23 protein-coding genes are annotated in these 25,942 nt (G+C 71.0%); 16 read left to right on the top strand and 7 right to left on the bottom strand.

Annotation, left to right across the window (positions count from 1 at the left end; all coding sequences use genetic code 11):
• Window positions 1-17 precede the first annotated feature (17 nt).
• The 4 genes from ACWEOH_RS06735 (at window position 18) to ACWEOH_RS06720 (ending at window position 2,624) form a co-directional block, all read left to right on the top strand.
• Window positions 18-893: a helix-turn-helix domain-containing protein gene (locus ACWEOH_RS06735; RefSeq protein ID WP_452029376.1), complete on the top strand. Its 876-nt coding sequence runs from the start codon at window positions 18-20 to the stop codon at window positions 891-893.
• A gap of 63 nt (window positions 894-956) precedes the next feature.
• Window positions 957-1,547 carry a dihydrofolate reductase family protein gene (locus tag ACWEOH_RS06730; protein WP_452029374.1) on the top strand — a complete coding sequence of 197 codons (591 nt, stop codon included), beginning with the start codon at window positions 957-959 and terminating at the stop codon, window positions 1,545-1,547.
• A gap of 124 nt (window positions 1,548-1,671) precedes the next feature.
• Entirely contained in the window at window positions 1,672-1,932 is a 261-nt protein-coding gene (locus ACWEOH_RS06725; protein ID WP_452029372.1) for a hypothetical protein, read from the top strand.
• Between the two features lie 53 nt (window positions 1,933-1,985).
• A complete protein-coding gene (locus ACWEOH_RS06720; protein WP_452029370.1) occupies window positions 1,986-2,624 on the top strand; it encodes a DUF1345 domain-containing protein in 639 nt (212 codons plus the stop codon).
• Window positions 2,625-2,658: 34 nt separating this feature from the next.
• On the opposite strand, the gene ACWEOH_RS06715 is transcribed toward ACWEOH_RS06720, so the two are convergent.
• Entirely contained in the window at window positions 2,659-3,120 is a 462-nt protein-coding gene (locus tag ACWEOH_RS06715; protein ID WP_452029368.1) for a methyltransferase family protein, read from the bottom strand.
• 64 nt (window positions 3,121-3,184) lie between these two features.
• Here ACWEOH_RS06715 and ACWEOH_RS06710 point away from each other — a divergent pair, with 64 nt between their 5' ends.
• Window positions 3,185-5,779, top strand: a complete 2,595-nt coding sequence (locus ACWEOH_RS06710; protein ID WP_452029366.1) for an ATP-binding protein — start codon at window positions 3,185-3,187, stop codon at window positions 5,777-5,779.
• Between the two features lie 251 nt (window positions 5,780-6,030).
• Window positions 6,031-7,137 carry a ThuA domain-containing protein gene (locus tag ACWEOH_RS06705; protein WP_452029364.1) on the top strand — a complete coding sequence of 369 codons (1,107 nt, stop codon included), beginning with the start codon at window positions 6,031-6,033 and terminating at the stop codon, window positions 7,135-7,137.
• Window positions 7,138-7,236: 99 nt separating this feature from the next.
• Here ACWEOH_RS06705 and ACWEOH_RS06700 read toward each other — a convergent pair whose 3' ends face one another.
• From ACWEOH_RS06700 to ACWEOH_RS06690, 3 genes are all read right to left on the bottom strand, one after another.
• Window positions 7,237-9,357: a M1 family aminopeptidase gene (locus tag ACWEOH_RS06700; RefSeq protein ID WP_452029362.1), complete on the bottom strand. Its 2,121-nt coding sequence runs from the start codon at window positions 9,355-9,357 to the stop codon at window positions 7,237-7,239.
• A gap of 160 nt (window positions 9,358-9,517) precedes the next feature.
• Entirely contained in the window at window positions 9,518-9,856 is a 339-nt protein-coding gene (locus tag ACWEOH_RS06695) for a branched-chain amino acid transporter permease (RefSeq protein ID WP_452029360.1), read from the bottom strand.
• The gene (locus ACWEOH_RS06690; protein ID WP_452029358.1) at window positions 9,849-10,616 is read right to left on the bottom strand and encodes an AzlC family ABC transporter permease; all 768 of its coding nucleotides are present in this window, start codon (window positions 10,614-10,616) and stop codon (window positions 9,849-9,851) included. The genes ACWEOH_RS06695 and ACWEOH_RS06690 overlap by 8 nt, the downstream gene beginning before the upstream one ends.
• A gap of 80 nt (window positions 10,617-10,696) precedes the next feature.
• Between ACWEOH_RS06690 and ACWEOH_RS06685 the strand changes: the two genes are divergently transcribed.
• Window positions 10,697-11,155 carry an Lrp/AsnC family transcriptional regulator gene (locus ACWEOH_RS06685; RefSeq protein ID WP_452029356.1) on the top strand — a complete coding sequence of 153 codons (459 nt, stop codon included), beginning with the start codon at window positions 10,697-10,699 and terminating at the stop codon, window positions 11,153-11,155.
• Between the two features lie 90 nt (window positions 11,156-11,245).
• Window positions 11,246-13,147, top strand: a complete 1,902-nt coding sequence (locus ACWEOH_RS06680; protein ID WP_452029354.1) for an adenylyl cyclase — start codon at window positions 11,246-11,248, stop codon at window positions 13,145-13,147.
• On the opposite strand, the gene ACWEOH_RS06675 is transcribed toward ACWEOH_RS06680, so the two are convergent.
• Window positions 13,144-13,878 (bottom strand): TetR/AcrR family transcriptional regulator, encoded by a 735-nt coding sequence (locus ACWEOH_RS06675; protein WP_452029353.1) that lies wholly within the window; start codon window positions 13,876-13,878, stop codon window positions 13,144-13,146. The two genes, ACWEOH_RS06680 and ACWEOH_RS06675, sit on opposite strands and share 4 nt — an antisense overlap.
• 191 nt (window positions 13,879-14,069) lie before the next feature.
• On the opposite strand from ACWEOH_RS06675, the gene ACWEOH_RS06670 reads away from it, so the two are divergent.
• From ACWEOH_RS06670 to ACWEOH_RS06650, 5 genes are all read left to right on the top strand, one after another.
• Complete coding sequence (locus ACWEOH_RS06670) at window positions 14,070-15,725, top strand: amidohydrolase (RefSeq protein WP_452029351.1); 1,656 nt, start codon at window positions 14,070-14,072, stop codon at window positions 15,723-15,725.
• 16 nt (window positions 15,726-15,741) lie between these two features.
• Window positions 15,742-17,394 carry an ABC transporter substrate-binding protein gene (locus tag ACWEOH_RS06665; protein WP_452029349.1) on the top strand — a complete coding sequence of 551 codons (1,653 nt, stop codon included), beginning with the start codon at window positions 15,742-15,744 and terminating at the stop codon, window positions 17,392-17,394.
• 64 nt (window positions 17,395-17,458) lie between these two features.
• Entirely contained in the window at window positions 17,459-18,397 is a 939-nt protein-coding gene (locus ACWEOH_RS06660) for an ABC transporter permease (RefSeq protein WP_452029347.1), read from the top strand.
• Window positions 18,394-19,254, top strand: a complete 861-nt coding sequence (locus ACWEOH_RS06655) for an ABC transporter permease (protein ID WP_452029345.1) — start codon at window positions 18,394-18,396, stop codon at window positions 19,252-19,254. Before ACWEOH_RS06660 ends, ACWEOH_RS06655 begins: the two co-directional genes overlap by 4 nt.
• Entirely contained in the window at window positions 19,251-20,927 is a 1,677-nt protein-coding gene (locus ACWEOH_RS06650) for a dipeptide ABC transporter ATP-binding protein (RefSeq protein ID WP_452029343.1), read from the top strand. Before ACWEOH_RS06655 ends, ACWEOH_RS06650 begins: the two co-directional genes overlap by 4 nt.
• 3 nt (window positions 20,928-20,930) lie before the next feature.
• Here ACWEOH_RS06650 and ACWEOH_RS06645 read toward each other — a convergent pair whose 3' ends face one another.
• Window positions 20,931-21,293, bottom strand: a complete 363-nt coding sequence (locus ACWEOH_RS06645) for a hypothetical protein (RefSeq protein WP_452029341.1) — start codon at window positions 21,291-21,293, stop codon at window positions 20,931-20,933.
• Window positions 21,294-21,438: 145 nt separating this feature from the next.
• Here ACWEOH_RS06645 and ACWEOH_RS06640 point away from each other — a divergent pair, with 145 nt between their 5' ends.
• The gene (locus ACWEOH_RS06640; RefSeq protein WP_452029339.1) at window positions 21,439-21,867 is read left to right on the top strand and encodes a hypothetical protein; all 429 of its coding nucleotides are present in this window, start codon (window positions 21,439-21,441) and stop codon (window positions 21,865-21,867) included.
• Window positions 21,868-21,945: 78 nt separating this feature from the next.
• Here the strand turns inward: ACWEOH_RS06640 and ku are convergent, their stop codons facing one another.
• Complete coding sequence (gene ku / locus ACWEOH_RS06635; RefSeq protein WP_452029337.1) at window positions 21,946-22,896, bottom strand: non-homologous end joining protein Ku; 951 nt, start codon at window positions 22,894-22,896, stop codon at window positions 21,946-21,948.
• Between the two features lie 82 nt (window positions 22,897-22,978).
• Here ku and ACWEOH_RS06630 point away from each other — a divergent pair, with 82 nt between their 5' ends.
• Together ACWEOH_RS06630 and ACWEOH_RS06625 are read left to right on the top strand one after the other, a co-directional pair.
• A complete protein-coding gene (locus ACWEOH_RS06630) occupies window positions 22,979-25,528 on the top strand; it encodes an ATP-dependent DNA ligase (protein WP_452029335.1) in 2,550 nt (849 codons plus the stop codon).
• Window positions 25,529-25,561: 33 nt separating this feature from the next.
• Window positions 25,562-25,903 carry a DUF7882 family protein gene (locus ACWEOH_RS06625; protein ID WP_452029333.1) on the top strand — a complete coding sequence of 114 codons (342 nt, stop codon included), beginning with the start codon at window positions 25,562-25,564 and terminating at the stop codon, window positions 25,901-25,903.
• Window positions 25,904-25,942 lie beyond the last annotated feature (39 nt).

Here is a 25,942-nt window from a genome sequence, read left to right as displayed (position 1 = left end):
GATGCTTGCAGCGGCGCATGATGCCAGACGGCGACGTCGGCGATGATGTCAGCGTGGAGTATGTCTCGAGGGTGCCCGGTCCGCCACTGGACGGGCTGATCGTCGACCTCTACTACCTGGAGGGCGCCCCGCCGTACTCCCGGTTGATGCTGCCGGCGGCGCCCGCGCCCTTGCTCATCGTCAACCTCGGGGCACCGTTCCTCATCCGCGCCGGCACCGACGTCGGAGCCGTGGAATACGCCGACGGCTGCGCGGTCACCACGCCCACCCGCGCGTGGGAGTTCGGCTACCCGACCCCGACCCGGTCCGTGGGCGTCCACTTCAGGCCATGGGGCCTGGCACCGTTCCTTCCGATGCCCGCGGCCGAGTTGTGCGATCGACCGGCGACGGTGGAGCAGATCTGGGGCCGGCCCGCCGTCGCAGAGTTGCGACACCGACTGACCTCGGCGGATGCACCGCACGACATGCTGACCTTGCTCGAGGAGGAACTGGTGCGACGGCGGCACGCGATCGACGGCCTGGACATCGTCCGCCACTTGAGCAGCGCCATCGCGGAGACCGGCGGAGCGGTGCCGATCAGCGACCTCGGCGTTGCAGCCCGCGCCAGCAGCACGTACGTGGCGAAGCGGTTCAAGGAGGTCATCGGCGTGACGCCGAAACGGCTGGCGCGCAGCTACCGATTCACTGCCACCGTGCTGGCGATCGACGTAGCCGCACCGATCGACTGGGGCGACGTCGCCGCTGGCGCAGGCTACTTCGACCAGGCCCACTTCGTCCACGAGTTCCGGGAGTTCACCGGGCTCACGCCGACTAGGTATGTCGAAGTCCGGCAACGCTTCCTGCGCGAACATCCCGACCATGCGCTGGAAGGCTGGCCGCTGCCGGCCGATTGATTTCTTACAAGAGCGACCACTCACGACACACGAGACTTGGGACTCCGAACAGAGGAGGAACTCATGGGAAACGTGGTCATGAACGCGTCGGTCTCGGTGGACGGCTTCATCGCGGCCGAGAACGACGATCCCGGCCCCCTGTTCGAATGGTTGGTCAGCGGTGACGTCCCGTTGGACGACAGCGGCGTACTGAACGTGTCGCAAGCGTCCTACGACCACATCCGGCCGTACTGGGATCAGATCGGAGTGACCATCGCCGGCCGCCACGTCTTCGACATCACGGACGGCTGGGACGGGACGCCTCCGAGCGGGGTCGACCACGTCGTCGTCGTGACGCACCGGCCGGCGCCCGAGGGCTGGGACCTCGACGCGCCGTTTCATTTCGTCGACGGCATCGAGGCGGCCGTGACCAAGGCGAAGGAGCTCGCGGGCGACCGCACTGTCGAGGTCGCTGCCGGCGACGTCGGCGGCCAGATGCTCGCGGCAGGTCTGGTCGACGAGGTGCGCATGGACGTCGCACCCGTCGTGCTCGGGTCCGGCAAGCGCTACTTCGGGTCGGTCGACTCGCAGCACCTGCTGGAGGATCCTGACGTGGTGATCCAGGGCAACCGGGTGCTTCACCTGCGCTACCGAGTGCGCCGTCGACCGGTCTGAGCGCGTCCGGGATTTCGGCCATGACGCACTTGGCGAACATCATGGAGGAATGGAATCGACCGGGAGCACCCCCTTCGGAGCGATCGTGTTGGAGCCGGGTGGTGCCCGGATCATCGGCCCCGGGATGCCGGAGATCCTGATCCCATGGGACGAGCTCGTCGAGGTCTCGGTGTCGGCGTACGACGCCGGTCATGAGGTCGAGCGCGTGCTGTCGTTCGACCACGCATCCGGACACGTCGTCGAGGTCTGGCACCGTGCGGACGGCTGGGAACGCGCGATCTCGGACCTCGACACCCACATGGCCCTCGTCGTGGACGACCCCGTGGCCCGCTGCCGCACCATCGCGCCCGATGACGAGCCGGTGAGCCTCGCACGGGCTGGGTGACCCGAGCCCCGTCGGCACTGCCGCGGCATCCGGGATCGTGGAAGCATTGGGCCGTGAGTCGCTCATCGCCGCCACCGACCCTCGTCCGCGCGATCGTCGCGATCATCGCCGGGGCCATCGCCGCGGCGGCGACCGCGCCCTTCCTGGGATACGTGGCCGGGTTCCTCGTCGGCTGGTCGGTGCTCGCCTTGACCAGCGTGGTCTGGGTGGTCGTCATGGTCTGGCCGATGGATGCGTCGCGGACCCGCGAGCACGCCAGGGGGGAGGACCCGGGGCGGCGCCTCGCGCGACTCATCGCCCTCGTGGGGTCGCTCGTCGGGCTCGGCGCAGTCGCCGTCGTGCTGCTGCAGACGCGGAACAGATCGGAGGTCGAGGCGTTCCTGCTCGCCGGGATCGCCGTCGTGAGCGTGGTCTCGTCGTGGGCGTTGGTCCAGGTCGACTACATGCTGCGGATCGCCGCGCGGTACTACGCCGATCCGGTCGGGGGGATCGACTTCAACCAGGACGAGGATCCGCAGTACACGGACTTCGTGTACTTCGCCGTCGGGCTCGGGATGACCTACCAGGTCGCGGACACGAACGTGCGGACCAACGAGATACGACGGATCGTGATCGCGCAGACCCTGCTGGCCTACCTGTTCGGGTCGGTGATCCTCGCCAGCATCATCAACCTCGTCGCGGGCATCGTGTGAGCAACGAGGCCGGCGACGGATGCCGCGCCCGCGGCTACAGCCAGCGACGCACGCGTGCGCGATAGGCGTCGTACTCGGCGCCGAACTTCGCGCTGAGGTAGCGCTCCTCGGGGACGATGGCGCCCCACCACAGTGCCGCGACGCCGACTGGCGTGAGCACGAGCGCCCAGAACGACGGCCACAGCAGCGCGAGGGCCGCGTCGAGGGCGATCAGGCCGAGGTACAGCGGGTTGCGGCTCACCGCGAACGGTCCGGTGTCGAGGATCGTGCTCGTCGAGTCGCCCGGCAGCAACGCCGTCCGATGCCGCGCCATGAGCCAGATCGCCCACCCGTTCCAGATCGCGAAGGCCACGACGAGCACGACCGCGATCGAACGGGAGAGCGTGACCGGCAGCGGGATGGGATCGGCTGCGATGGCCGTGATGCCCCACCCGATGAGCAGCGGCACGCCGAGCGCGATCGGCGGCCAGATCCGGTAGGCGGGCGCGTCGGCCATGCCCCGCAGTGTAGCCGGGGCCGCAGCGCTGGACACCCGAACCGCGCAGGAACAGACTGTCCCCATGACCCCGGTCAGCGGCCAGATCCGCACGCCGGACCAGCGCCTCCGGGTGTTCGTGAGCTCCACGCTCAAGGAGCTCGCGCCCGAGCGGCGGGCCGTCCGCGCCGCGATCGAGGGATTGCGGCTCGCGCCCGTCATGTTCGAGCTCGGCGCGAGGCCGCATCCTCCCCGCGATCTCTACCGGGCCTACCTGGAGCAGAGCGACACCTTCATCGGCCTCTACGGCGCGCAGTACGGATGGGTCGCGCCCGGGGAGGACGTCTCGGGGCTCGAGGACGAGTACCGGCTCTCGTCACCGGGGATGCCGAAGCTCGTCTACCTGAAGGAGGGCGTCGTCCGGGAGCCGCGCCTCGATGCGCTCCTCGACCACATCCGCGATGACGACGGTGCCGCGTACGCGTACTACGCCGACCCTCAGCAGCTCGCTGAACTCGTGCGTGGGGACCTGGCGACGCTGCTCGCGGAGCGCTTCGCAGGCACCGCGCCGGCAGAACGCACGGACGGCGGAGCCGGCATCGAACCCGACGGCGCCCGGGCGCCGCTGCCGACCGCGCTGAACCCGCTCGTCGGGCGCGAACGCGAGCTCGCCGCCCTCGTCGACCTGCTCGATGACGGGGCGCGCCTCATCACGCTGACCGGGCCGGGGGGCATCGGCAAGACGCGGCTCGCGCTCGCTGCGGCCGACCGGGTCCGTGATCGCTTTCCGGGCGGCGTCGTCTTCGCCGACCTCGCCCCGGTGACCGACCCGGCGGTCGTTCCCGCCGCGATCGCCGATGCGCTCGGCATCGTCGTCGACAGCAGCGGCAGGGTCGAGGAACAGCTCCGCACGGCACTGCGCGACCGCCACATCCTCCTGCTCCTGGACAACCTCGAGCAGGTCGTGGACTCGGCGCCCGCGATCGCCTTGATGCTTGCGGATGCGCCGATGGCGACCGCGCTCGTCACCAGCCGCGTGCTGCTGCGGGTCTCGGGGGAGCACGGCGTCGAGCTCGGGCCGCTCGACGTGCCGGACCTGGATGACAATCCGGCTGTCGCGGCGGTCGCGGCCAATCCCGCGGTCGAGCTGTTCGTCGAGCGGGTCCGTGCGGCCAAGCCGGACTTCCGGCTTCTCAGCGAGAACCTCGACGACGTCCGAAGGATCTGCGTCGCGCTCGACGGCGTGCCGCTCGCGATCGAGCTCGCAGCGGCACGGGCGAGGGTGCTCGCGCCACACGAGCTCCTCGAACGCCTGCACCACCGCCTGCCGGTGCTGGCCGGCGGTGCGCGCGACCTTCCCGAGCGGCAGCGCACGATGCGCGCCACGATCGAATGGTCGGCCCACCTGCTCGAGCCCACCGCACGTGAGCTTCTCACCCGGCTCGGGGTCTTCGCCGGCTTGTTCTCGCTCGACGCGGTGGAGGCGATCGCCGATGGAATCGAGGGCGTGGATCCGCTCGCCGACCTCGGCGCGCTGGTGGACGGCAGCCTCGTGCACCAGGAGGAACGCGGCGAGCGGGTGGTCTTCACCATGCTCGTCACCGTGCGCGAGTTCGCCCAGGAGGAGCTCGATGCCGGACCGGACGCGTTCGCGCTGCGAGATCGCCATGCCCGCTGGTTCGCCGACCTGGCCGCGCGGGCCGGGCCCGGGGTCGAGGGGGCGGCGCAGGTCGAGTGCATGCGCCGGCTCGTCGACGACCTCGAGAACCTGCGGGCGGCGATCCGGTACCTCCTCGACACCCGCCAGTGGGACGTCGTCGCCGACGTCGCGAGGTGGCTCTACGCGTTCTGGTGGCTCCGCGGGCACCTCGCGGAGGTGGGGACGTGGATGGAGGAGGTGCTCGCCTCGGGCGACCGGGTGGGCGACCACGCCCGCGCGATCGCGCTCTACTTCACGAGGACGATCGTGTTCTGGCAGGACCCCACGGCGCCCATGCCGGGGCTCGATGAGGCGATGGCGATCTTCCGGGCGGAGCACGATCAGGTCGGGGAGGCCTTGTGCCTGGGCTTCATCGCGTTCGAGCTCATCGCGGTGCCCGACGCCGACCTCGACCGCGCCGACGAGATGCTGTCGACCGGGATCCGCCTCCTGCGCGATGCCGACCGCCCATGGGCCGAGTCGATGCTCACGATCGTCGCCACCCGGGTCGCGATCCTGCGGCAGGACATCGATGCGGCCGCCGAGCTGGCGCGTCGGATCCTCGAGCTGGCACGGCGGACGGGGGACGGGTTCGCCCTGCAGAACGGCCTGTACCACCGGGGCTGGTGCGAGCTGATCCGCGGCGACGTGGCCGCTGCTGCGGCCGATTTCGACGGGGCCTTCGGGACGGCGATCCGCCTCGAGCACGATGAGGGTCTCGCCTACGCGCTCGAGGCCCTGACCGCGGTGGCGGCATACGCCGGCGACGCGGAGCGAGCGGGAACCCTGCTGGGTGCGGCCGAGGTCTTCCGGGAGCGGACGGGACTCACGAACGCGCCGACCTTCTACCTGCCGTATGTCGAGGCCATCCGGTCGGGACCGAACGCCGAGGCGTTCGAGGCGGCCCGATCGCGCGGTCGCGAGCTGACGACCCTCGACGCCGTAGAACGGCAACGGGCAGAGTGGGGTCCGCTCGCCTGACCCGTCATGCGGGCTCGTGTCGTGGGCATCCGAGCACGTCCGCGGACCGGCAGTCGCGAGCACGCGCGTCCAGTCGCGGCATCCACCCTTTTGCGTGAACATCGGCGAAAGTAGCAATCCGACCCGTTGACATCCGTCACCGCGCGGCAATAGGGTCGTGCCTGTAAATATGTCGTCTGAGGCAACATATTCACCGCGCACGCCGGTGCAGGCGGCTTCCGCACGGTCCACTCGAAGAGGAGAAACGACTGATGAAGCAACACGTCCAACGGGCGATCACCGGGCTCTGCGCCGTCGGGGTCACGCTCAGCCTCGGCATCGCCGCGGCGCCCGCGAACGCCGCCGACGAGGAGTACGAGGTGCTCGTCGTGGGGGAGACTCTCGGGTTCCGCCACTCGCACATCGACGACACGACGCTCGCGATCATCGCGCTCGGCGAGGAGCACGGGTTCGGCGTCGACGTCTGGGATCCGCCACAGGGCAACTCGCCCGGCCAGCCCGCCCTCACGCTCCCGACCTCGCCGTTCACGACGGCCGCCGACCTGTCGAAGTACGCGACCATCATCTTCGCCTCGCCCGTCGACGCGACGAACAACCTCGACCCGAACCGGCCCCGCCTGCTCAACGACACCGAGCTCGCGGCGTTCCAGGGCTACATCCGCGGGGGCGGCGGCTACGTCGGCCTCCACGCGGCGACCGACTCGATGCACACCGTGCCCTGGTACAGCGAGCTGACCGGCGGCAGCGCGCGCTTCCGCAACCACCCCGCCCAGCAGACGGCGACGATGCGCGTCGAGAGCCCGGGGCATCCGTCGACCACAATGCTGCCCGCCGCGTGGCAGCGCTTCGACGAGTGGTACAACTTCACGGTGAACCCGCGCGAGTCGGTGCACGTGCTCATTACCCTCGACGAGTCGACCTACAACCCGGGCAGCGGCGCGATGGGTGCCGACCACCCGCTGGCGTGGTGCCAGAACTTCGAGGGCGGCCGCTCCTGGTACGAGGGCGCAGGGCACACGGATGCCTCGTGGAGCGACCCGCTCTTCCTCGAGCACGTGCTCGGCGGCATCGAGTGGACCGCCGGCAAGGTCACGGGCGGCGGCGACTGCGTGACGTTCAACGAGGTGGACGGGATCGTGACCGAGCTCGCGGGCGACTCGAAGAAGAACGAGCAGCTCACCGGCGACGTCACCGCCTACCTCGAGGCCGCTGAGGCCGCCGCCGACGCCGGCGACCACGCGGGCGCGATCCACGTGCTGCAGCAGGCCTGGGCCAAGGCGCACGGCATCCAGGACGACACGCTCGTCGCGAAGATCGCCGACCTCATCGAGTGGCAGGAGGCGCTCGCGGCGTCCTAGTTGCGATGCTGGCCCGAAGGGCCCTCGGCGGTACGCCGGAGGCCCTTCGTCGATCCGCCCGTCGCCGCGATCTCGGGGAAGCGCGGCGAGGCGACCGGATCAGTGCTTGGCTCCGCGGTGGTCGAGCGGAGGGCTGAACGTCGACGGTACGCGGAAGAGCTCCGTGACCGGGGCATCCGCGGCCGCGGCGAGCAGCTCGTCGATGTCGGGCTTCTCGGGAGTGAACAGCCAGGTCTGGAAGAACTCGTCGAGCTGCGCATCGGGAACGCCGGAGACGTCCTTGGTCAACGAGATGAACTCGTCGGTCGTGACGTGTCCGCCCGCCTGGGAGGCGACCCATTCCTGCAGGATCTGGAAGAAGTCGTCGTCGCCCACGGTGAGCCGCAGCGCCTGCAACGTCATCGCACCTCGGAAGTACACCGCGAAGTCGAACAGGTGGTCGGGTCCGGGGTCGCCGATTGTGACGGTCCAGATCGGGTCGTTGGCCGGGAAGATGCTGTCGTAGAACTCGAAGAGCTGCTGCGTGGTTCCCAGGCCCTCGGCGTCGCTCCACAGCCACTCGGCGTAGGTCGCGAACCCCTCGTTGAGCCAGATGTGCTGCCACTGCTCGACGGCGAGGTCGTCGCCGACCCACTGGTGGGCGATCTCGTGCACGAAGACGCTGTCGCCGCTGATCGTGTCGGTGAAGAACAGGCGCGAGTAGACCGGTCGGGTCTGGGTCTCGAGCGCGAACGTCAGCTCGTTCAGGTCGTCGACGACGCCGCCGGCTGACGAGAACGGGTACGGCCCGAAGAAGCCCTCGAGGAACCCGATGATCTCGGGCTGGCGGTCCATCGACGACTGGGCGATCGCTCCGAGGGGCGTCGGCGCGTCCGCGGCCGAGGCGACGATCCAGTCGTTCGCGTTCGTCGCGCTTCCGGGCGGTGAGCCGGGCACCGTCCAGCCGTCCAGCGCGTTCCCGTCGTCCTCGAACGAGGTCGATCCCTCGCCGGTCGACACGACGATGTCGTCGACGACCACGCCGTTGAACTGGAACAGGTCGTCGCTCGCGTAGGCGATCGAGACCTCGACGTCGGCGCCCGCGTAGGCGGACAGGTCGACGGCCCACTGCTCGTAGCCGTTGCTCGCTCCGCTCGCGGCCCACCACTCGCCGGTCGAGCCGGTGGGCGTGCAGCCGCCGGGAGCCTGCGACTGGTAATGGCGCAGGAAGGGGTGCAGGCCGAACCAGTACGGGCAGACGAAACCGGTGTCCTGGCTCGTGTGTCCGTTCAGGTCGGGCAGGGTCGTCCAGTCGCCCGTGCCGGCCGTGCGCGCCTCCACGAACGCGAAGTCCCAATTGAGCTCCGTCTCGCGGTTGATCCAGAACGACAGTTCGGCACCGCCCTGGGGTACGGAGATCGTACGGCTCAGGCGCTTGTACGTGGTGTCGGCGATCTGCGACCAGGCGAACTGCTCACCCGTTCGCGGGCCGAACGGCTCCACCAGGTCGGAGTCGAGCGCGTCCCAGTACTGAACCCCGTCGGCGGCGTAGGCGTCGACCTCGAACTCGCCGACCGCCATCATGGCCAGGTAGGAGGCCATCGGCTCGACGGCGTCCCAGGTCCACGTGGTCAGTCCCTTCCGGGTCCGCTCCGATTCGAGCACGCCGTTCGAGACGGCTTCGAGCCCTTCGGGCACGGTGATCGCGATCGTGTAGGAGGCCTTGTCGATCGGATGGTCGTTGACGGGGAACCACAGGTCCGCGACGTGCGGCTGGCCCAGGGCGAGCGCGCCGTCGTCGGTGTGGAAGAAGCCCGAGCCGTCGGGCAGGGTCTTCGGCACACCGTCGTACTGCACGACCGTCGTGAAGGCGGCACTGTCGTGAATGCCCCGTCGCGGGGTGACGGTGAGCTCGTCGCCGGCGCGGCTCCAATCCGCCGGTCGTCCATCGACCTTGATCGACCGCACGTTCAGGCCGTCCAGGTCGAGGTTGAAACTCGACAGCCCCTGCGTCGCGAGCGCGGCGATCGTGGCGGTGCCGGTGAGCACGTCGGTCGTCGGATCGTAGGCGACCTGCAGGCCGTAGTGGTCGACGTCGTAGCCGCCGTTGCCGTCGAGGGGGAAGTACGGATCGCCGACACCCGGAGCGCCGGGCGTGAACACCTCCTGGGCCTGTGCTGTTCCGGGTGCGACCACGAGAGCGGCGGTCGCCGCCAGGATGAGGGCTGAATTCCGGACCACTGAGCTCCGGGGATGTGAGACGGCCATGGCTTCCTCCGATTCCTCACGCACGACGATGTGCCTTCGAACGGTTGCCTCCGGGACGCCCTCCCATGGTCTCGCAGGTCGCGGCCGCTCACAATGCGCGATACCGCTCGGCAACGGATGCCGCGGCATCCGTTCAGAGCAGGTTGACCAGCGCGACGAACGTCGCCGTGCCGAGCCCGACGCTCAGCAGCGTGCGACGGCCGAAGGCCAGGTGCACGACGACCGTCACGGCGACGGCGATCGCCGCCTCGAGGACGACGCCGTGCCCGTCGCCGTCCCCGGCGGCGATCGTGCCACGCAACGTCGACGCCGCCAGGATCGCGAGGATGCCGGCGGGCATCCAGACCGAGAGCGTACGCACGAGCTCGGACTCGCGCAGCGGCTTGAGCGCCGCGAACGGCAGCGCGCGCAGCGCGAGCGTGATGGCGAAGACCGTCGCGAGCACGGCCACGAGGTACCAGGTCTCAGGCACGAGTCCTCCGGATGCCGGCACGGGAACGGGAACGGAGCGTGCGCAGGGCATAACGCACGAGCAGCGCGCCCATGAAGAGGATGAGCGCGACGAACAGCGCCGACTCGGGTGCGAGGAGCACGGCTGCCGTGAAGGAGAGGCCCGCGAGCACGAGCGAGGGCACCTGCTCGCGTTTCCGGCAGGCGTCGAGTGTGAGCGTCACGAACAGCGCGCAGAGCGCGAACTCGAGTCCCTCGATCGGTGCGGGCAGCATCGAGGCCACGAGCACGCCGACGAGCCCGCCGCCCACCCAGTAGCTCTGGAACGCGACCTGCATCGAGATGAGCCTCGGCGCGGTCCACCGCTCCTTCGAGGCGGCCGTGACCGCGTACGCCTCGTCGATCAGCGCGTACACCGAGTAGGCGCGGGCGAGCGGGTTGCGCACGACGCCGATCGGGAACGAGAACGCGTAGAACACATGCCGGAAGTTGACGAGGAACGTGGTCAGCGCGATCGTGACGAGCGGCGCGGCGACCACGATCATGCCGACGAGGAGCAGCTCGAGCGAGCCGGCGAAGGCCGCGAGCGAGAGCGCCGGCGCCACCCACCACGGCAGCCCGGCCTGCACGACGAGCAGGCCGAACGCGATGCCGAGCGGGAACATCCCGAGTCCGGCCGAGAGCGACGCTCGGACGCCGGCGACGACCTCGGAACGCGTCGACGGCGTCGCGGCCGTCGCTTCGGGGGCGCTTGCGGGCACTCGCTGGGTCAGCTCGGACATGTCCCCAACGATTCCACGACGGCTGAGGCATCCGATGGCGAAGTGTGCCGAGAAACGCGAACAGCAAGCAATAATCAGGTATGGATGCTACGGACCGAGCAATCATCGACGTGCTGCGCCAGGACGGGCGCATTTCGAACGTCGCCCTCGCCGACCGGGTGAACCTCACGCCGGCGCCGTGCCTGCGGCGCGTGCAGCGCCTCGAGGCCGACGGCGTCATCGTCGGCTATCGCGCCGAGGTCGACCCCGCGGCGGTCGGCCAGGGGTTCGAGATCATCCTCGACGTGGAGCTCACGAACTTCGACCGCGACAGCGTCGATCGGTTCGAGAGCACGATGGCCGGCTACGACGAGGTGCTCGAGCTCTACCGCATGTTCGGAGCGCCCGACTACTTCATCCGGGTCGCGGTGGCGGACCTGCCCGCCTACGAGGCGTTCCTCACCGATCGGGTGATGACGATCCCCGGCGTGCTCAAGGTCTCGTCGCGGTTCCCGATGAAGCGGATCAAGTCCTTGCGCGCGTCATCCGCGCGCCCCTAGCCTGACCAGCGGGGAGCAGGATCCCCGCAGCTCGGGGCCGCCCGAGGCGCCGAGCCGACACTGGAGCAACGCCTCGACGAGGAGGTCAGCATGCCCGAGTCCACCCCGATCCGTCCGCGCCGATGGGGAGCCGTCCTGTTCGCCGTCGCGGCGTCGTCCGCGATGGTCGTCGGCGGCGCCGGCGTCGCGAATGCCGCGCCACCCGGGCCCGTCGCGGCGGTCGTCGCCGGCGCGCCCGACCTCGGGCCGAACGTCACCATCCTCGATCCGTCGATGCCGACCGACGACATCCAGGCGATCCTCGACGGCCTCGCTGCGGCGCAGGTCGACGACGAGATGGGCTCGAACCGGCACAGCGTGCTGTTCCTGCCGGGGTCGTACGGCTCGGCGGAGAACCCGCTGCAGGCGCGCGTGGGCTACTACACCGAGATCGCCGGACTCGGCGCCCACCCGACCGACGTCGCGGTGAACGGGAAGCTCGAGGTGTACAATCGCTGCCTCGCCGACGGCGGCACCTCGAACTGCCTGGCACTCGTGAACTTCTGGCGCACGCTCTCGAACCTCTCGCTGCAGGTGAACTCCCTGGGGCAGGACGGATGCCGCGCCTCCGCGAACTTCTGGGCGGTGTCGCAGGCGGTGTCGATGCGCCGCCTCGACATCAGCGGGGCGAATCTGTCGCTCATGGACTACTGCACCGCAGGACCGCAGTACGCCAGCGGCGGCTTCATCGCCGACTCGCGCCTGCCGTTCGTGATCAACGGATCGCAGCAGCAGTGGCTCATCCGCAACAGCGAGATCGGCGGCTGGTCGAACGCGGTGTGGAACCAGGTCTTCTCGGGCGTCGAGGGCGCACCGGATGACGCGACCTTCCCGACCCCGCCCTACACGACGCTCGACGAGACCCCGGTCAGCCGCGAGAAGCCGTACCTCTTCGTGGACGACGCCGGCGACTGGTTCGTCCGCGTGCCCGCGGCGGCGACCGGCACCAGCGGCATCACGTGGGCCGACGGGGAGACGCCCGGCCGCAGCATCCCGCTGAGCGACTTCGTCATCGCGAAGCCGGGCGACTCGATCGGGAAGATCAACGCGCAGCTCGCGAAGGGCAAGCACCTGCTGCTCACGCCCGGTGTCTACGACGTCGCCAGCAGCATCCAGGTGAAGCGCGCCGACACCGTCGTCCTCGGCATGGGACACGCGACCCTCACCGCCGTCGGCGGGGCCGTGCCGATCAAGGTCGCCGATGCACCCGGCATCGTGGTGGCGGGCGTCACGATCGACGCGGGCACCGTCGAGTCGCCGATGCTCCTCGAGGTGGGCAAGCCGGGCAACGGGCACGCGAAGGACATCGACCCGGCGAATCCGATCACGCTGTCCGACGTGTACTTCCGGGTCGGCGGTCCGCACGTCGGCAGGGCCGACACGGCCATGGTCGTGAACAGCGACCACGTGCTCATCGACCACACGTGGGTCTGGCGCGCCGACCACGGGATCGAGGGCTTCACGCAGGGCGTGAACGGCGACACCGACCGGTGGAACACGAACACCGGGCGCACCGGCGTGGTCGTGAACGGCGACGACGTCACGGCCACGGGCCTGTTCGTCGAGCACTTCCAGCGGTTCAACACCGTCTGGAACGGCGAGCGCGGCACCACCGTGCTCTACCAGAACGAGCTGCCCTACGATCCGCCGACCCAGGCCGACTGGACCAGGCCCGACGGCACGCTCGGCTGGGCCGGCTACAAGGTCGCCGACAGCGTCGCCGAGCACACGCTGTACGGCGGCGGCGTGTACGTGTTCAACCAGAACAACCCGACGATCCTCACCGAGAACGGGTTCGAGGCGCCCGAGGGCGAGGGCATCTCGCTGCACCACATCATGACGGTGAACCTCAGTGCGGGCACGATCCGGCACGTGGTGAACGGCATCGGCGACGCGGCGGACACGACGAGGATCGGGGTGCCGGTCTACCTGGTGGACTTCCCGGCGCCCTAGTCGACGTCGGTCGCGGCATCCGTCGGTCGGCCGGCGGATGCCGCGGCGGTGCGCTCGGCCGACTGGATGACCGCCTCGACGCCGAGCTGGAACAGGTCGCGGTCCTGCAGGTCGGTGAGCTGCGTGCTCACCGATGCGATGTGCGGATGCGTGCGCGGGTCGGCGAGGAGCGGCCCGTCGAACCAGGAGCCCGGCTCCCCTGACGCGTCACCGCGCTCGCCGTGCGCTCGTGCGATGCCCGCCGCGCTCGAGAGCGTGTGCGAGGCCAGCAGGGCGTAGTGCCGCACGAGGTCCTCGCCCTCGAGACCCGCACGTGAGAACGCGTCGAGCATCAGCTCCACCGCGTCGAGCTCGCCGGGGCCGTGCGTGGTGAGCACGGTCGCCTCGACACCGATGGCGGGGTAGCGCGAGAACTCGCGCAGCGTGACCTCGGAGAGCTGGCGGACGCGCGCCCGCCAGTCCTCGGGGTCGGCCGTGACCGCGGCGACGCACCGGCCGATCAGCTCGTCGAGGAGCGCCTCCATGAGCTGCTCCTTGCTGCGGAAGTGGCGGTAGATCGCCGTGGGGTCGGCACCGAGCCGCGTGCCCAGGTCGCGCACGGAGATCGAGGTCGTGCCGGGCACCGCGGCCAGCTCCAGGCCCGCGGCGATGATCGTGCCGCGATCGAGCCGCGCCTTGCCCGCCGAGCCGGCGCGCGACGCCTTCGCGCGCCCCTGGCTCGTCGTCGTCATGATGCTCCTCCTCGTCGGTCGGTCCTTCATGGTGCCACGCCCGCGACCCCCATGTCAGCACACGTGCGGGCGTGGCAGGGCTCCAGTGTAACGAAACGGACAACAGCGCTGTCAACAGTGTTGACATCTGCGTTGCGCCACGACTACGCTCGCCGAATCCCACCCGTTCGACGAGGAAGCGAGGGGCGCTGTTGCCTGCAGACGTACTGTTCACCGGCGGAGCCGTGTTCACCGGAACCGGCGAGCCCCTCCGCGGCCATGCGGTCGCCGTGGCGGGAGACCGCATCACGGCGATCGTGCCCGAGTCCGAGGCATCCGCCCTGCTCGGCGAGGGCACCCGCGTGGTCCACCTCGACGGCGCACTGCTGAGCCCCGGCTTCCAGGACGCCCACGTGCATCCCGTGAGCGCGGGCGTCGAGCTGCTCATGTGCGACCTCTCGGGCACGACGGATGCCGCCGACGCGATCGCTCGTGTGCAGGCCTACGCCGAGGCGAACCCCGACGAGGCGTGGATCCAGGGCGGCGGCTGGTCGATGGACCACTACCCGGGCGGGGCGCCCGTGCGGTCGCTGCTCGACGCGGTCGTGCCCGACCGCCCGGTCGTGCTCATGAGCCGCGACCACCACTCGACGTGGGCGAACACCGCGGCGATCACGGCCGCCGGTCTCGACGCGTCGACGCCCGACCCGGCCGACGGGCGCATGGAGCGCGAGCCCGACGGCACGCCGGCCGGCACCTTCCACGAGGGCGCGAGCGACCTCTTCGATCACGTGCGCCCGGCGATCGGCGCCGACCTCGCCTACGCCGGACTGCTCCGCGCGCAAGAGGAGCTCATCGCGCTCGGCATCACCGGGTGGCAGGACGCGTGGGTCGGCACCGGGCTCGGGGGCGTGCAGGACGTGGCATCCGTCTACCGCCGCGCGCTCGCCGAGGGCACGCTGCGCGCCCACGTCGTGGGCGCCCAGTGGTGGGAGCGCTCCGGCGGGCTCGAGCAGGTCGACGAGATGATCGCGCGACGCGACGAGTTCGCGGCGCTCGACCACGGCCGGTTCACGCTCGGCACGACGAAGATCATGGTCGACGGCGTCGCCGAGAACCAGACCGCCGCCATGCTCACGCCCTACCGCGACGTGCACGGGCACGACACCGCCAACAGCGGGCTCTCGTTCATCGATCCCGACCAGCTGCGCGAGATCGTCACGCAGCTCGACGGGGCGGGCTTCCAGGTGCACTTCCACGCGCTCGGCGACCGGGCCGTGCGCGAGGCGCTCGACGCGATCGAGGCCGCCCGCGACGCGAACGGGCCGAGCGACGGCCGCCACCACCTCGCGCACCTGCAGGTCGTCGAGGAGGCCGAGACCGCGAGGTTCGCCGAGCTCGACGCCGTGGCGAACGTGCAGGCGCTCTGGGCCACCCACGAGGACCAGCTCGACGACCTCACGCTGCCGTTCCTGCAGGACGGCGCCGAGGCGCGGCAGTACCCGTTCGGCGACCTCGTGCGCCACGGCGCACGCCTCGCGGCGGGCAGCGACTGGCCCGTCTCGAGCGCCGACCCCATGGACGCGATCCACATCGCGGTCACGCGCGTGGCGCCGGGTCGCGACGCCGAACCGCTCGGCGGCGCCCACCAGCGCCTCGACCTCGCGACCGCGATGGCCGCCTACACCTCGGGCACCGCGTACGTGAACCACCGCGACCACGACACCGGCCGCATCCACGAGGGCTACCTCGCCAACCTCGTCGTACTCGACCCCGATCCGTTCACCCTCCCCGCCGACGAGCTGCACCGATCCACCGTGTCGTCCACGTGGATCGAGGGCGAGCTCGTCTACACGCGCACCACCTGACCCTCTGAGGAGCATCATGACCACGCCACGCCTTCCCGCCCGGCGCCGGTTCCGGCGCACCACCGCGATCGTCGCCGGCGGCCTCGGCGCCGCCCTCGTCCTCGCCGGCTGCACTCCCGAGCCCTCGCCCGACACCGAGGTCGAGTGGGAGCTCACCGCGGCGACCGACGCGCCCTCGGGCGACATCGACTCCTACACCTGGGTGAGCTACGCCGAGCCGTACTCGCTCGACTACGCCTACGCGTTCGACTACGCCGACAACCAGGTGCTCGCCAACGTCTGCGAGTCCCTGCTCCGCCTCAACCCCGATTACACGCTGTCGCCGGGACTCGCGGAGTCGTACGAGCATCCGACCCCGACGACCTGGGTCTACACGATCCGCGACGGCGTGACCTTCCACGACGGCACGCCGCTCACCGCGGCCGACGTGGTCGCCTCGATGAACCGGCACCTCGATCCCGCGGTCGGATCCTCGTGGTACTCCGTCTACCAGAACGTCGTCTCGATCGAGCAGACCGGCGACCGCGAGGTCACGGTCACCGAGGCGCTGCCCGACTCGCAGTTCAACCTCGCGATGGGCGGCTCGGCCGGCGTCGTGGAATCCGCCGCGACGCTCGAAGCCGCCGGCGCGGACTACGGCAACTCCAGCGGCGGCGTGAACTGCACCGGCCCGTTCTCGCTCGAGGAGTGGAAGTCGGGCGAGTCCATCACCCTGGCCCGCTACGACGACTACTGGGACGACGAGCTCCGTGCGAAGTCCGGCGAGGTCGAGTTCATCTTCATGAACGACGCCAACGCCCGCGTCAACGCGCTGAAGTCGGGCGAGGTCGACGGCGGCTGGATGATCCCGTTCGACGCGATCGACCAGCTCGAGGCATCCGGAGCCGGCGACGTGTTCTTCGGCCTGAGCTCCGCGGTCTCGAGCCTCATCGTCTCGAACCTCGACGGACCGCTCGGCGACCAGCGGGTGCGCGCCGCACTGCTCATGGCGCTCGACCGCCAGGGCATCGTGGATGCCGCGCTCAAGGGCTACGGCGACGTGTCGAACGTGCTCACGAACGAGTCGGTCTGGGTGGGCGCGAGCGACGCCGCGCTCGACGCGGCGTTCGGCGGACTCGAGGAGTACCCCTACGACCTCGAGGCGGCGAAGCAGCTCGTGGAGGAGGCCGGGGCGGTCGGGGAGGAGATCACCTACGCGACGGCGCCGATCGGCAGCGAGTTCAACATCATCGCGCAGGCCACCGCGGCCGCGGCCGAGTCCATCGGTCTGAAGGCGACGATCGAAACGGTGACGCCGAACGCCTACACGGCGCTGTTCTCGGACCCGAGCGCGCGCGAGGGCATCGACCTCTTCTACACGAACTGGTACCTCTCCAGCCCCGACCCGCTCGAGATGTACAGCGTGCTGCGCACGGGCGAGTTCAGCAACTACGGCGAGTGGAGCGACCCCGGGTTCGACGAGGTGGTCAACGAGGCCATCGCCATCGACGACCCGGCCGCCCGCTCGGAGAAGACCGCGGAGGCGCAGCGCATCGCCAACGAGCAGCTGCCGTGGCTCCCGCTCTACACGAGCCCGATGCCGGTGTTCGTCGGCGAGCGGATCACTGGCGTCGCGCCTTCGATCGCGTTCCTCTACTACCCGTGGGCTGCGACCATTGGCGCTCGCTGATCCCGCCGGGCGCGCCGCCGCCCGCACCGGCGGAGCGTGGGCCGGCACGGCCACGCTCCGCCGGGTGGCCGGCAAGCTGGGCGCGCTGCTCCTGACGCTGTTCCTGGCGTCGCTCCTCGTGTTCTTCTCCCGGTTCCTCGTGCCGGGCGACCCCGTGCGGTTCCTCCTGCGCGGGCGGAAGCCGAGCCCCGAGGCGGTGGCCCAGGTCACCGAGCAGTACGGCCTCGACCTGCCGCCGTGGCAGCAGTACCTGAACTGGGTCACGGGCGTGCTGCAGGGCGACTTCGGGCGCTCCCTGCAATACCGGCAGGATGTCTCGACGGTCATCGGCGAGCGACTGCCGGTCACGCTCGGACTCGTCGTCATGGCGGGGCTGATCATCGCGATCGTCGGCCTCACCGCCGGCATGGTCGCAGCGCTCAACCGCGGACGCGTGGCCGACCGGGCGGTGCTCATCGGGCTCACGGTCCTCGGCGCCATCCCGTCGTTCGTCGGCGCGATCGTGCTCATCGCGGTCTTCGCGGTGCAGCTCGGCTGGTTCCCGTCGTTCGGATCGGGCGACGGCGGTCTCGACACCGCCTACCACCTCGTGCTCCCGTCGATCGCCCTCGCGATCGTCTTCATCGTGCTCGTCGCCAAGGTGACCCGCTCCTCGATGGTCGAGCAGCTCGGCCGGGAGCACGTCGAGGTGGCGACGAGTCGCGGGCTGCGGCGCTCCACCGTGGTGCGACGCCACGTGTTCCGCAACGCGATCGGCCCGATCCTCACCGTGAGCGGCGTGCTCGTCGCCGGCCTGCTCGTGGCCAGCTCGATCGTCGAGTCCGCGTTCGGCCTCGCGGGCATCGGCTCGCTCCTCGTGCAGTCGGTCGACCGGCTCGACTTCCCCGTCGTGCAGGCGATCGTGCTCCTCGTCGTCACCGCGTTCGTCGTGGTGAACGCGATCATCGACCTCCTCGAACCCTGGATCGACCCGCGATCCGCCGCCGGAGCTGATGCCCGATGACCACCCCCACCCTCGCCGTCGAGGTGCTGCGCGCACCGCGCGCCCGACGCGCGAACGCCACGTTCCTCGTCAGCGTCGGCATCCTCGGCGTCATGACGCTCGCCGCGATCCTGGCCCCGTTCGTCGCGCCGTACCCGCCCGACCAGGTGGACCTGTCGGCCGTCAACGCGGGCCCGAGCTCGGCGCACTGGCTCGGCACCGACGCGCTCGGCCGCGACCTGCTCAGCCGGACCATCTACGGCGCGCGCACCGCCCTGCTCGGACCGCTCCTCGTCGTCGTCGCGTCGACGATCCTCGGCATCCTGCTGGGACTCCTCGCCGGATGGCGCGGCGGCTGGCTCGACGCCGTGCTCGGGCGCATCTTCGACGTCGTGTTCGCCTTCCCGTCGCTGCTCATCGCGATCATGGCCGTGGCGCTGTTCGGCAAGGGCCTCGTCGCACCCGTGATCGCCATGAGCATCGCGTACGCGCCGTTCGTGGCCCGGCTCACGCGGTCGCTGGTCGCCTCCGAGCGGAGCCGTCCCTACGTCGCGGCCTACCGCGTGCAGGGCTTCGGCGGCGCGTGGATCGCGTTCCGCCGGGTGCTCCCGAACGTGACCCCGATCGTGGGCGCCCAGTCGACGCTGAACTTCGGCTACGTGCTCGCCGAACTGGCGGCGCTGTCATTCCTCGGCCTCGGCGTGCAGCCGCCCACCGCCGACTGGGGCGCCATGATCAACGAGGCGCAGGCGGGTGTCATCGGCGGCTACCTTCTGCCCGCCATCGTGCCGGCGGTCGCCGTGGTCGTCGCCGTGGTCGCGGTGAACGTGATCGGCGAGGAACTGTCCGACCGCATCGGAGGAGGGGTCCCCGCATGACGCTCCTCGACATCGAACGCCTCACGCTCGACCTCCCCGACGGCACCCGGCTGCTCGACGGCATCTCGCTCAGCGTCGCCGCCGGCGAGACGGTCGGCCTCGTCGGCGAGTCGGGCTCGGGCAAGTCGCTCACCGCGCGCTCGGTGCTCGGCCTGTTCCCCGACCGGGCGACGACCGGCGGGTCCGTGCGACTCGAGGGCCGGCAGGTGCTCGGCGCGTCCACGCGCGATCTCCTCAACCTGCGCCGTCGCAGTGCCGCGATGGTCTTCCAGGACCCGCGCGCGGGCATCAACCCGGTGCGCACGATCGGCGACCACCTCACGGAGGCCGCGCGGATCGGCGAGCGGCGTCCCGCCGCCGAGGCCCGTGCCCGCGCGATCGAGCTCCTCGGGGCCGTGCGCCTGCCGCGCCCGGAGGAGCACCTCTCGCAGCATCCGCACGAGCTGTCGGGCGGCATGCTGCAGCGCGTGATGATCGCCGGCGCCCTGATGGGCTCGCCGCCGCTGCTCATCTGCGACGAGCCGACGACCGCGCTCGACGTCACGACCCAGGCCGAGATCATCACCGTGCTGACCGAGCAGCGTGCGCGCCGCGGCATGGGCATGCTCTTCATCACGCACGACCTCAGCCTCGCGGCATCCCTCTGCGATCGGATCGTCGTCATGCGGCAGGGTCGGATCGAGGAGCGCGGCGACGCGCGCAGCGTCCTGTCAGCCCCGCAGACCGACTACACCAAGCGGCTCGTCGCGGCGACGCCGACCATCGCGGCGGCGACGGATGCCGCGGCGGCGACGGATGCCGCGCCTGGCACGGCTTCGGCGGGCGACGCCGCGCCAGCGGCATCCGCTGCACCCGACCCGATGCTCGTCGTGACCGCGCTCGAGAAGACGTACCACCCGCGCGGGCGGACGCCCGTGCGCGCCGTGGCCGACGCGTCGATCGCGATCCCGCGCGGCGGGGCGCTCGGCGTGGTGGGCGAGTCGGGCTCGGGCAAGTCCACGCTCGCGCGCATGATCGTCGGCCTCGAGCAGGCCGACGCCGGTGACATCCTGGTCGACGGACGCGAACGCACCGCCGCGCCGCGCACGCGGGCCGAGCGACTGGCGCACGCCCGATCGGTGCAGATGGTGTTCCAGGACCCGTACCTCTCGCTCGACCCGAGGATCCCCGCGGGCCGCGCGATCGAGGACGCGCTGAAGCTGCACGCCCGGCTGTCGACCGCCGACGCCCGAGCCCGGGTGCTCGACCTGCTCGAGCAGGTCGGCCTCGACGCCCGCCACGCGAACGCGCGGCCGAAGACCCTGTCGGGCGGCCAGCGCCAGCGCGTCGCGATCGCCCGCGCGCTCGCCGTCGAGCCCGACCTGCTCGTGATGGACGAGGCGACGAGCGCGCTCGACGTCTCGGTGCAGGCGCAGGTGCTCGACCTCGTCGCGCGCATCCGGCGGGAGCGCGGCCTCACCGTCCTGTTCATCAGCCACGACCTCGCGGTCGTGCGGCGGGTGTGCGACGAGACCGTCGTGATGCGGCGAGGCGAGATCGTCGAGCGGGGGCACACGGCCGAGCTGCTCGACGCACCGCGGCATCCGTACACCCGGCTGCTGCTCGACTCGGTGCCGCGGCCCGCGTGGGACGAGCCGGCGGTCGCCGGTGCCGGCGAGCGCGTGCCCGCCTGAGCACTACTCGAGGTTGTCGACGGGCGTCGTCTCGTCGAGCGGGTCGCCCTCGCTCGCGCTCGTCACCTCGGAGCCGTCGCGGCCCGAGCGAGGGAGCGGTCCGTCCTCGACCTCCTCGCGGGCGAGGTCGACGTCGCCGGCGTCGTCGGGACCGCCCGTGCCCGGCACGGCCCGCACGCGCGACGTGTCGAGGTCGTCGTCGAGCCCGTCGGGGAGCGGATCGTGCTGCTTCGCGGCGGTCTCGGCCTCACTCGCCGGGCTGTAGCTCACGTCCTTGCGCGTCTGCCCCGCGTCATCGAGCGCTCCCCGCTCCTCGGGGCCCGCGTCGGGGTTGCGACCGGAACCGGTGTCGTCTGGCGTGCTCATGCCGCGAGCGTAGGTCGACGGATGCCGCGCCGGCAGGCCCTTGACATGCGCCGCCCGCCCGCCTCCATGCCGACGCATGCAACCCGTCGGGTGTCGGAGGGTCGTGGCTAGGCTGGACGACACCACGATCAGGGGGATTGCAACCATGCAACGAATCATGACGTCCGCAGCGCTGGTCTTCGCCGGCGCGCTGCTGCTGGCCGGCTGCACCGCCGGTGGAGGCGGCTCCACGACCGCCGCCGACGACCCGTGCCAGGCGGTCAGCTCGGAGGTCCGCGACATCTCGAACGGCGCGCAGAACGTGCTCGCCGCCGGCGGTGACCCGAGCGAGATGCAGGACTCGCTCGACGGCTACAGCGAGCGGGTCACCGCGCTCGACGAGGAGTACGGCGCCGACACCGGCACGTCTGAGGCGCTCGGCGTGCTCGGCGAGCAGATCGACGCCGCGTCCGAGTTCGCGTCGACGCTCCCGGCCGACCCCGAGGCGGAGGTCGACGCGGAGGCCGTGGCCGAGCAGCAGGGCGCGATCTCCGAGGCGGCGACCGAGGTCACCAACTCCTGCGACGCGGGCTGACACCCGCCCCACGCGCACGGCGCGCGGCATTCGCTCATCGGATGCCGCGCGCCGTCGTCGTTCGGCCGCGGGGCGACGTCAGGACGCCGCGGCCTTCTTCGCCGGAGCCTTCTTGGCCGGGGCCTTCTTCTTCGCGCCGTCGCCCGACGACTTGGAGCCGCCTGACGCGGACTTCGATGCCGACTTCGCGCCCGAGCCGGTCTTCGAGCCCGACGAGCCGCCCGACGTCGCGGCATCCGCCCCGCCCCGCTTCGACGCGATGGACTGGCGCAGCGCCTCCATGAGGTCGATGACCTCGCCGCCGGCCTCCTCCTCGGGCTGCTCGCCGAAGGTCGCGGCCGTGTCGATCGCGTCGCCCTGCTCGAGCTTCGCCGTGATGAGGGTGCGCAGCTCCTGCTGGTACTCGTCGACGAACTGGGCCGGCTCGAAGTCGGCGACCAGGCTCTCGACGAGCTGCTTCGACAGTTGGAGCTCCTGCGACGAGATCTTCACCGGCTCGTCGAGCGACGGGAAGGCGGCCTCGCGCACCTCGTCGCTCCAGAGCAGCGTCTGCACCATGAGCACGTCGCCGTAGACGCGCAGCGCCGCGAGCCGGGTCTTCTGCCGCAGCGCCATGCGCACGATCGCGGTGCGGTCGGTCGACTCCAGCGTGCGCCGCAGGAGCACATACGCCTTGTTCGACGCGGAGTCGGGCTCGAGGTAGTAGCTCTTGTCGAACATGATCGGGTCGATCTGCTCGGTCGGCACGAACTCGACGACCTCGATCTCACGGCTGCGCTCGGCGGGCAGCGACTTCAGGTCCTCGTCGGTGATGATCACCGTGCGCTCGCCGTCGTCGTACGCCTTGTCGATGTTCTTGTAGTCGACGGGCTTGCCGTCGATCTCGCAGATGCGTTGGTAGCGGATGCGCCCGCCGTCCGCGTCGTGCACCTGGTGCAGTGACACGTCGTGGTCCTCGGTGGCGCTGTACAACTTGACGGGCACATTGACCAGGCCGAATGTGACCGCCCCCTTCCAGACGGCTCGCATGCCTCAAGTACACACCCCCGCCCCGCGCGGGCGGAAGCCCCTGCCCTCGCGGTGACTCGCCGCGGTGCGCGAGGATGGACGCGTGGCCGAGGGCACGCGCCAGCTCGTGGAGGTCGACGGTCGGAGGCTCCGGCTGACGAACCTCGACAAGGTCATGTATCCCGAGACGGGCATGACCAAGGGCGAGGTGATCTCCTACTACGCGGAGGTCGCCCCCGTCATGGTGCCCCTCACGGCCGGCCGGCCGGTCACGCGCAAGCGCTGGGTGCAGGGCGTCGGCACACCGGATGCCCCGGGCCAGGTCTTCTTCGAGAAGAACCTCGCCGAGCATGCGCCCGACTGGGTGCGCCGCGGGGTCATCCAGCACTCCGACGGGCCCAAGACCTACCCGATCGCCGCCAACCGGGCGACGCTCGTCTGGCTCGCGCAGCAGGCGTCGCTCGAGGTGCACGTGCCGCAGTGGCGCTTCCGTCCCGACGGCGAACGCGGCAACCCCGACCGCATGGTGTTCGACCTGGATCCCGGCCCGGGCATGGGCCTCGCCGAGTGCGCCGAGGTGGCCCGGCTCGTGCGGGCGATCCTCGACGGGATGTCGCTCGACGCCTACCCCGTGACGAGCGGCAGCAAGGGCATCCACCTCTACGCCCCACTCGACGGCGCGCAGAGTTCGGAGCAGATCTCGGCCGTCGCGCACGAGCTCGCCCGCGCCCTCGAAGCCGACCACCCCGAGCTCATCGTGTCGAGCATGCGCAAGACGCTGCGCGAGCGACGCGTGCTCATCGACTGGAGCCAGAACAACCGGAACAAGACCACGATCGCGCCGTACTCGCTGCGCGGGCGGTTCCGCCCGACCGTGGCCGCGCCGCGCACGTGGGAGGAGCTCGCGGACCCCGACCTGCGGCACCTCGAGGCGCGCGAGGTGCTGGAGCGCGTCGCCGCAGGCATCGACCCGACCGCGCCGCTCGCGGCATCGGGCGGCGGCGCGCATGGCCCGCTCGCCACCTACCTCTCGATGCGCGAGGCCGGCGCGACGCCCGAGCCGATGCCCTCGTCGGCCTGGGGCGCGCCGAGTGAGGGCCTGCCGCGGTTCGTGATACAGGAGCACCACGCTCGGCGACTGCACTACGACCTGCGGCTCGAGCGCGACGGCGTGCTGAAGAGCTGGGCGGTCCCGAGGGGCATTCCCGAGGGGACCGACCGCAACAACCTCGCCGTGCAGACCGAGGACCACCCGATGGAGTACCTCGTGTTCGAGGGGACGATCCCCGGCGGGCAGTACGGCGCGGGCAGCATGACGGTCTGGGACACCGGCACCTACGAGACCGAGAAGTGGCGCGACGAGGAGGTCATCTTCACGCTCACGGGGCGGCCCGGCGGACCGCTCGGCGAGGTGCGGCTCGCGCTCATCCGCACCGAGGGCGAGGGCGAGAAGTCGCAGTGGCTGCTGCACCGCATGAAGGACCAGCGCCCCGGGCACTGGAGCCCGTCGTCGAAGGCGCGGCACGCGAGCTCGGTCGCAACGGATGCCGCGGACGAAGCGGACGACCCCCCGGGGGTTGAGGAGCGTGCGAAGACTCCGGTGGTCGAGGAGCGCCCGGCGAGGCCGGACACGTCTCGAAACCCCCTCGCGCAAACGGGTGAGCCTGCTCCTCGACCCACCGACGGCGTCGAGCCCATCCTCGTCCGCCCGATGCTCGCCACCTCGGGCACGCTCGGCCGCCTGACGGGGGAGGAGTGGGCGCTCGAGTGGAAGTGGGACGGCATCCGCGTGCTCGCCCGCACCGACGGCGGCGGACTCCGCCTGCTCAGCCGCAACGGGAACGACGTGACCGCGCGATACCCCGAGCTCGCCGGGCTGCCGACCGTGCTGCGCGGCGATGCGCTCGTCGACGGCGAGATCGTCACGCTCGACGAGGAGGGGCGTCCGAGCTTCGAGCTGCTGCAGCAGCGGATGAACCTGACCCGCGTCCGCGAGATCGAGCGGCTCGCGGCATCCGTGCCGGTGCGGCTGCTGCTGTTCGACGTGCTCGAGATCGCCGGCTCGCCCGTGATGCAGCTGCCCTATCGTCGGCGGCGCGAGCTGCTCGAGCGGCTGCTTCGCCCGCGCGCCGGCGTGCCCGTGGAGGTGCCGGCCGCCGCGCCGGGCGAACCCGCCGAGGCCTTCGAGGAGAGCCGCCGCCTCGGCTTGGAGGGCCTCGTGGCCAAGCGACCCGACTCGCCGTACCGGCCCGGCGTTCGCTCGGAGGACTGGCTGAAGCTGAAGCTCACGCGCACGCAGGAGGTCGTGATCGGCGGCTACCGCAAGGGCGTCGGCACGCGCACGGGGCATATCCGCTCGCTGCTCGTGGGCATCCCGGGCGACCACGGGCTCGAGTACGCGGGACGGGTCGGCAGCGGCTTCCGCGAGGTGGAGCTCGACCGGCTCCTGCAGCGGCTCGGCGAGCTCGAGCAGCCCGCGCCGCCGTTCCTGGCGGTGCCGGCCATCGACGCGAAGGACGCGGTCTGGGTGCGACCCGAGATCGTCGGCGAGATCGAGTTCGGCGAGTGGACCCGCACGGGCGTCGCGCGGCACCCGAGGTGGCGCGGTCTCCGCAGCGACAAATCCCCCGATGAGGTCGTGAGGGAAGCGTAATCCGATGGCCCCTCGACGGGGTACGCTTCGTCGGTGGGCACACTCTACTACGGCGATTCCGGCACCCCCATCGGCATCGAGGACCGCGCGCTGGCGCACCTCAAGTTCGCGATCACGACCAAGCTCCGCCGCGGTGAGAGCTTCACCCTGTCGTGGAAGCACCCCGACGACCAGCCGCGCGGTCGCAGCACCCTCTGGGTGCACCCGACCATCCCGCTGCGCTTCGTGTTCGACGAGCCCGAGGCCGCCGAGCTGAGCCGGGAGTGGGTCGAGGACCTGATGCGCTCGGCGAACAGCACCGGCGGCATCACGCTCGTCGAGGAGCACGTCGACGTGGAGCCCGAGCCCGACCTGCCGCCCGTCATCGCGGCCTGACCGCCCGCCGGCGACGCCCGGCGCCGGCCATCCGGCCTT

The organism is Agromyces sp. NPDC004153, assembly GCF_053603635.1.
This window is presented reverse-complemented; position numbering and strand designations above follow the sequence as displayed.

Coding starts and splice junctions, on each gene's coding strand:
- ACWEOH_RS06735 (WP_452029376.1), top strand. CDS start 18: ATGATGCCAGACGGCGACGTCGGCGATGATGTCAGCGTGGAGTATGTC.
- ACWEOH_RS06730 (WP_452029374.1), top strand. CDS start 957: ATGGGAAACGTGGTCATGAACGCGTCGGTCTCGGTGGACGGCTTCATC.
- ACWEOH_RS06725 (WP_452029372.1), top strand. CDS start 1,672: ATGCCGGAGATCCTGATCCCATGGGACGAGCTCGTCGAGGTCTCGGTG.
- ACWEOH_RS06715 (WP_452029368.1), bottom strand. CDS start 3,120: ATGGCCGACGCGCCCGCCTACCGGATCTGGCCGCCGATCGCGCTCGGC.
- ACWEOH_RS06710 (WP_452029366.1), top strand. CDS start 3,185: ATGACCCCGGTCAGCGGCCAGATCCGCACGCCGGACCAGCGCCTCCGG.
- ACWEOH_RS06705 (WP_452029364.1), top strand. CDS start 6,031: ATGAAGCAACACGTCCAACGGGCGATCACCGGGCTCTGCGCCGTCGGG.
- ACWEOH_RS06690 (WP_452029358.1), bottom strand. CDS start 10,616: ATGTCCGAGCTGACCCAGCGAGTGCCCGCAAGCGCCCCCGAAGCGACG.
- ACWEOH_RS06685 (WP_452029356.1), top strand. CDS start 10,697: ATGGATGCTACGGACCGAGCAATCATCGACGTGCTGCGCCAGGACGGG.
- ACWEOH_RS06680 (WP_452029354.1), top strand. CDS start 11,246: ATGCCCGAGTCCACCCCGATCCGTCCGCGCCGATGGGGAGCCGTCCTG.
- ACWEOH_RS06675 (WP_452029353.1), bottom strand. CDS start 13,878: ATGACGACGACGAGCCAGGGGCGCGCGAAGGCGTCGCGCGCCGGCTCG.
- ACWEOH_RS06665 (WP_452029349.1), top strand. CDS start 15,742: ATGACCACGCCACGCCTTCCCGCCCGGCGCCGGTTCCGGCGCACCACC.
- ACWEOH_RS06655 (WP_452029345.1), top strand. CDS start 18,394: ATGACCACCCCCACCCTCGCCGTCGAGGTGCTGCGCGCACCGCGCGCC.
- ACWEOH_RS06650 (WP_452029343.1), top strand. CDS start 19,251: ATGACGCTCCTCGACATCGAACGCCTCACGCTCGACCTCCCCGACGGC.
- ACWEOH_RS06645 (WP_452029341.1), bottom strand. CDS start 21,293: ATGAGCACGCCAGACGACACCGGTTCCGGTCGCAACCCCGACGCGGGC.
- ACWEOH_RS06640 (WP_452029339.1), top strand. CDS start 21,439: ATGCAACGAATCATGACGTCCGCAGCGCTGGTCTTCGCCGGCGCGCTG.
- ku (WP_452029337.1), bottom strand. CDS start 22,896: ATGCGAGCCGTCTGGAAGGGGGCGGTCACATTCGGCCTGGTCAATGTG.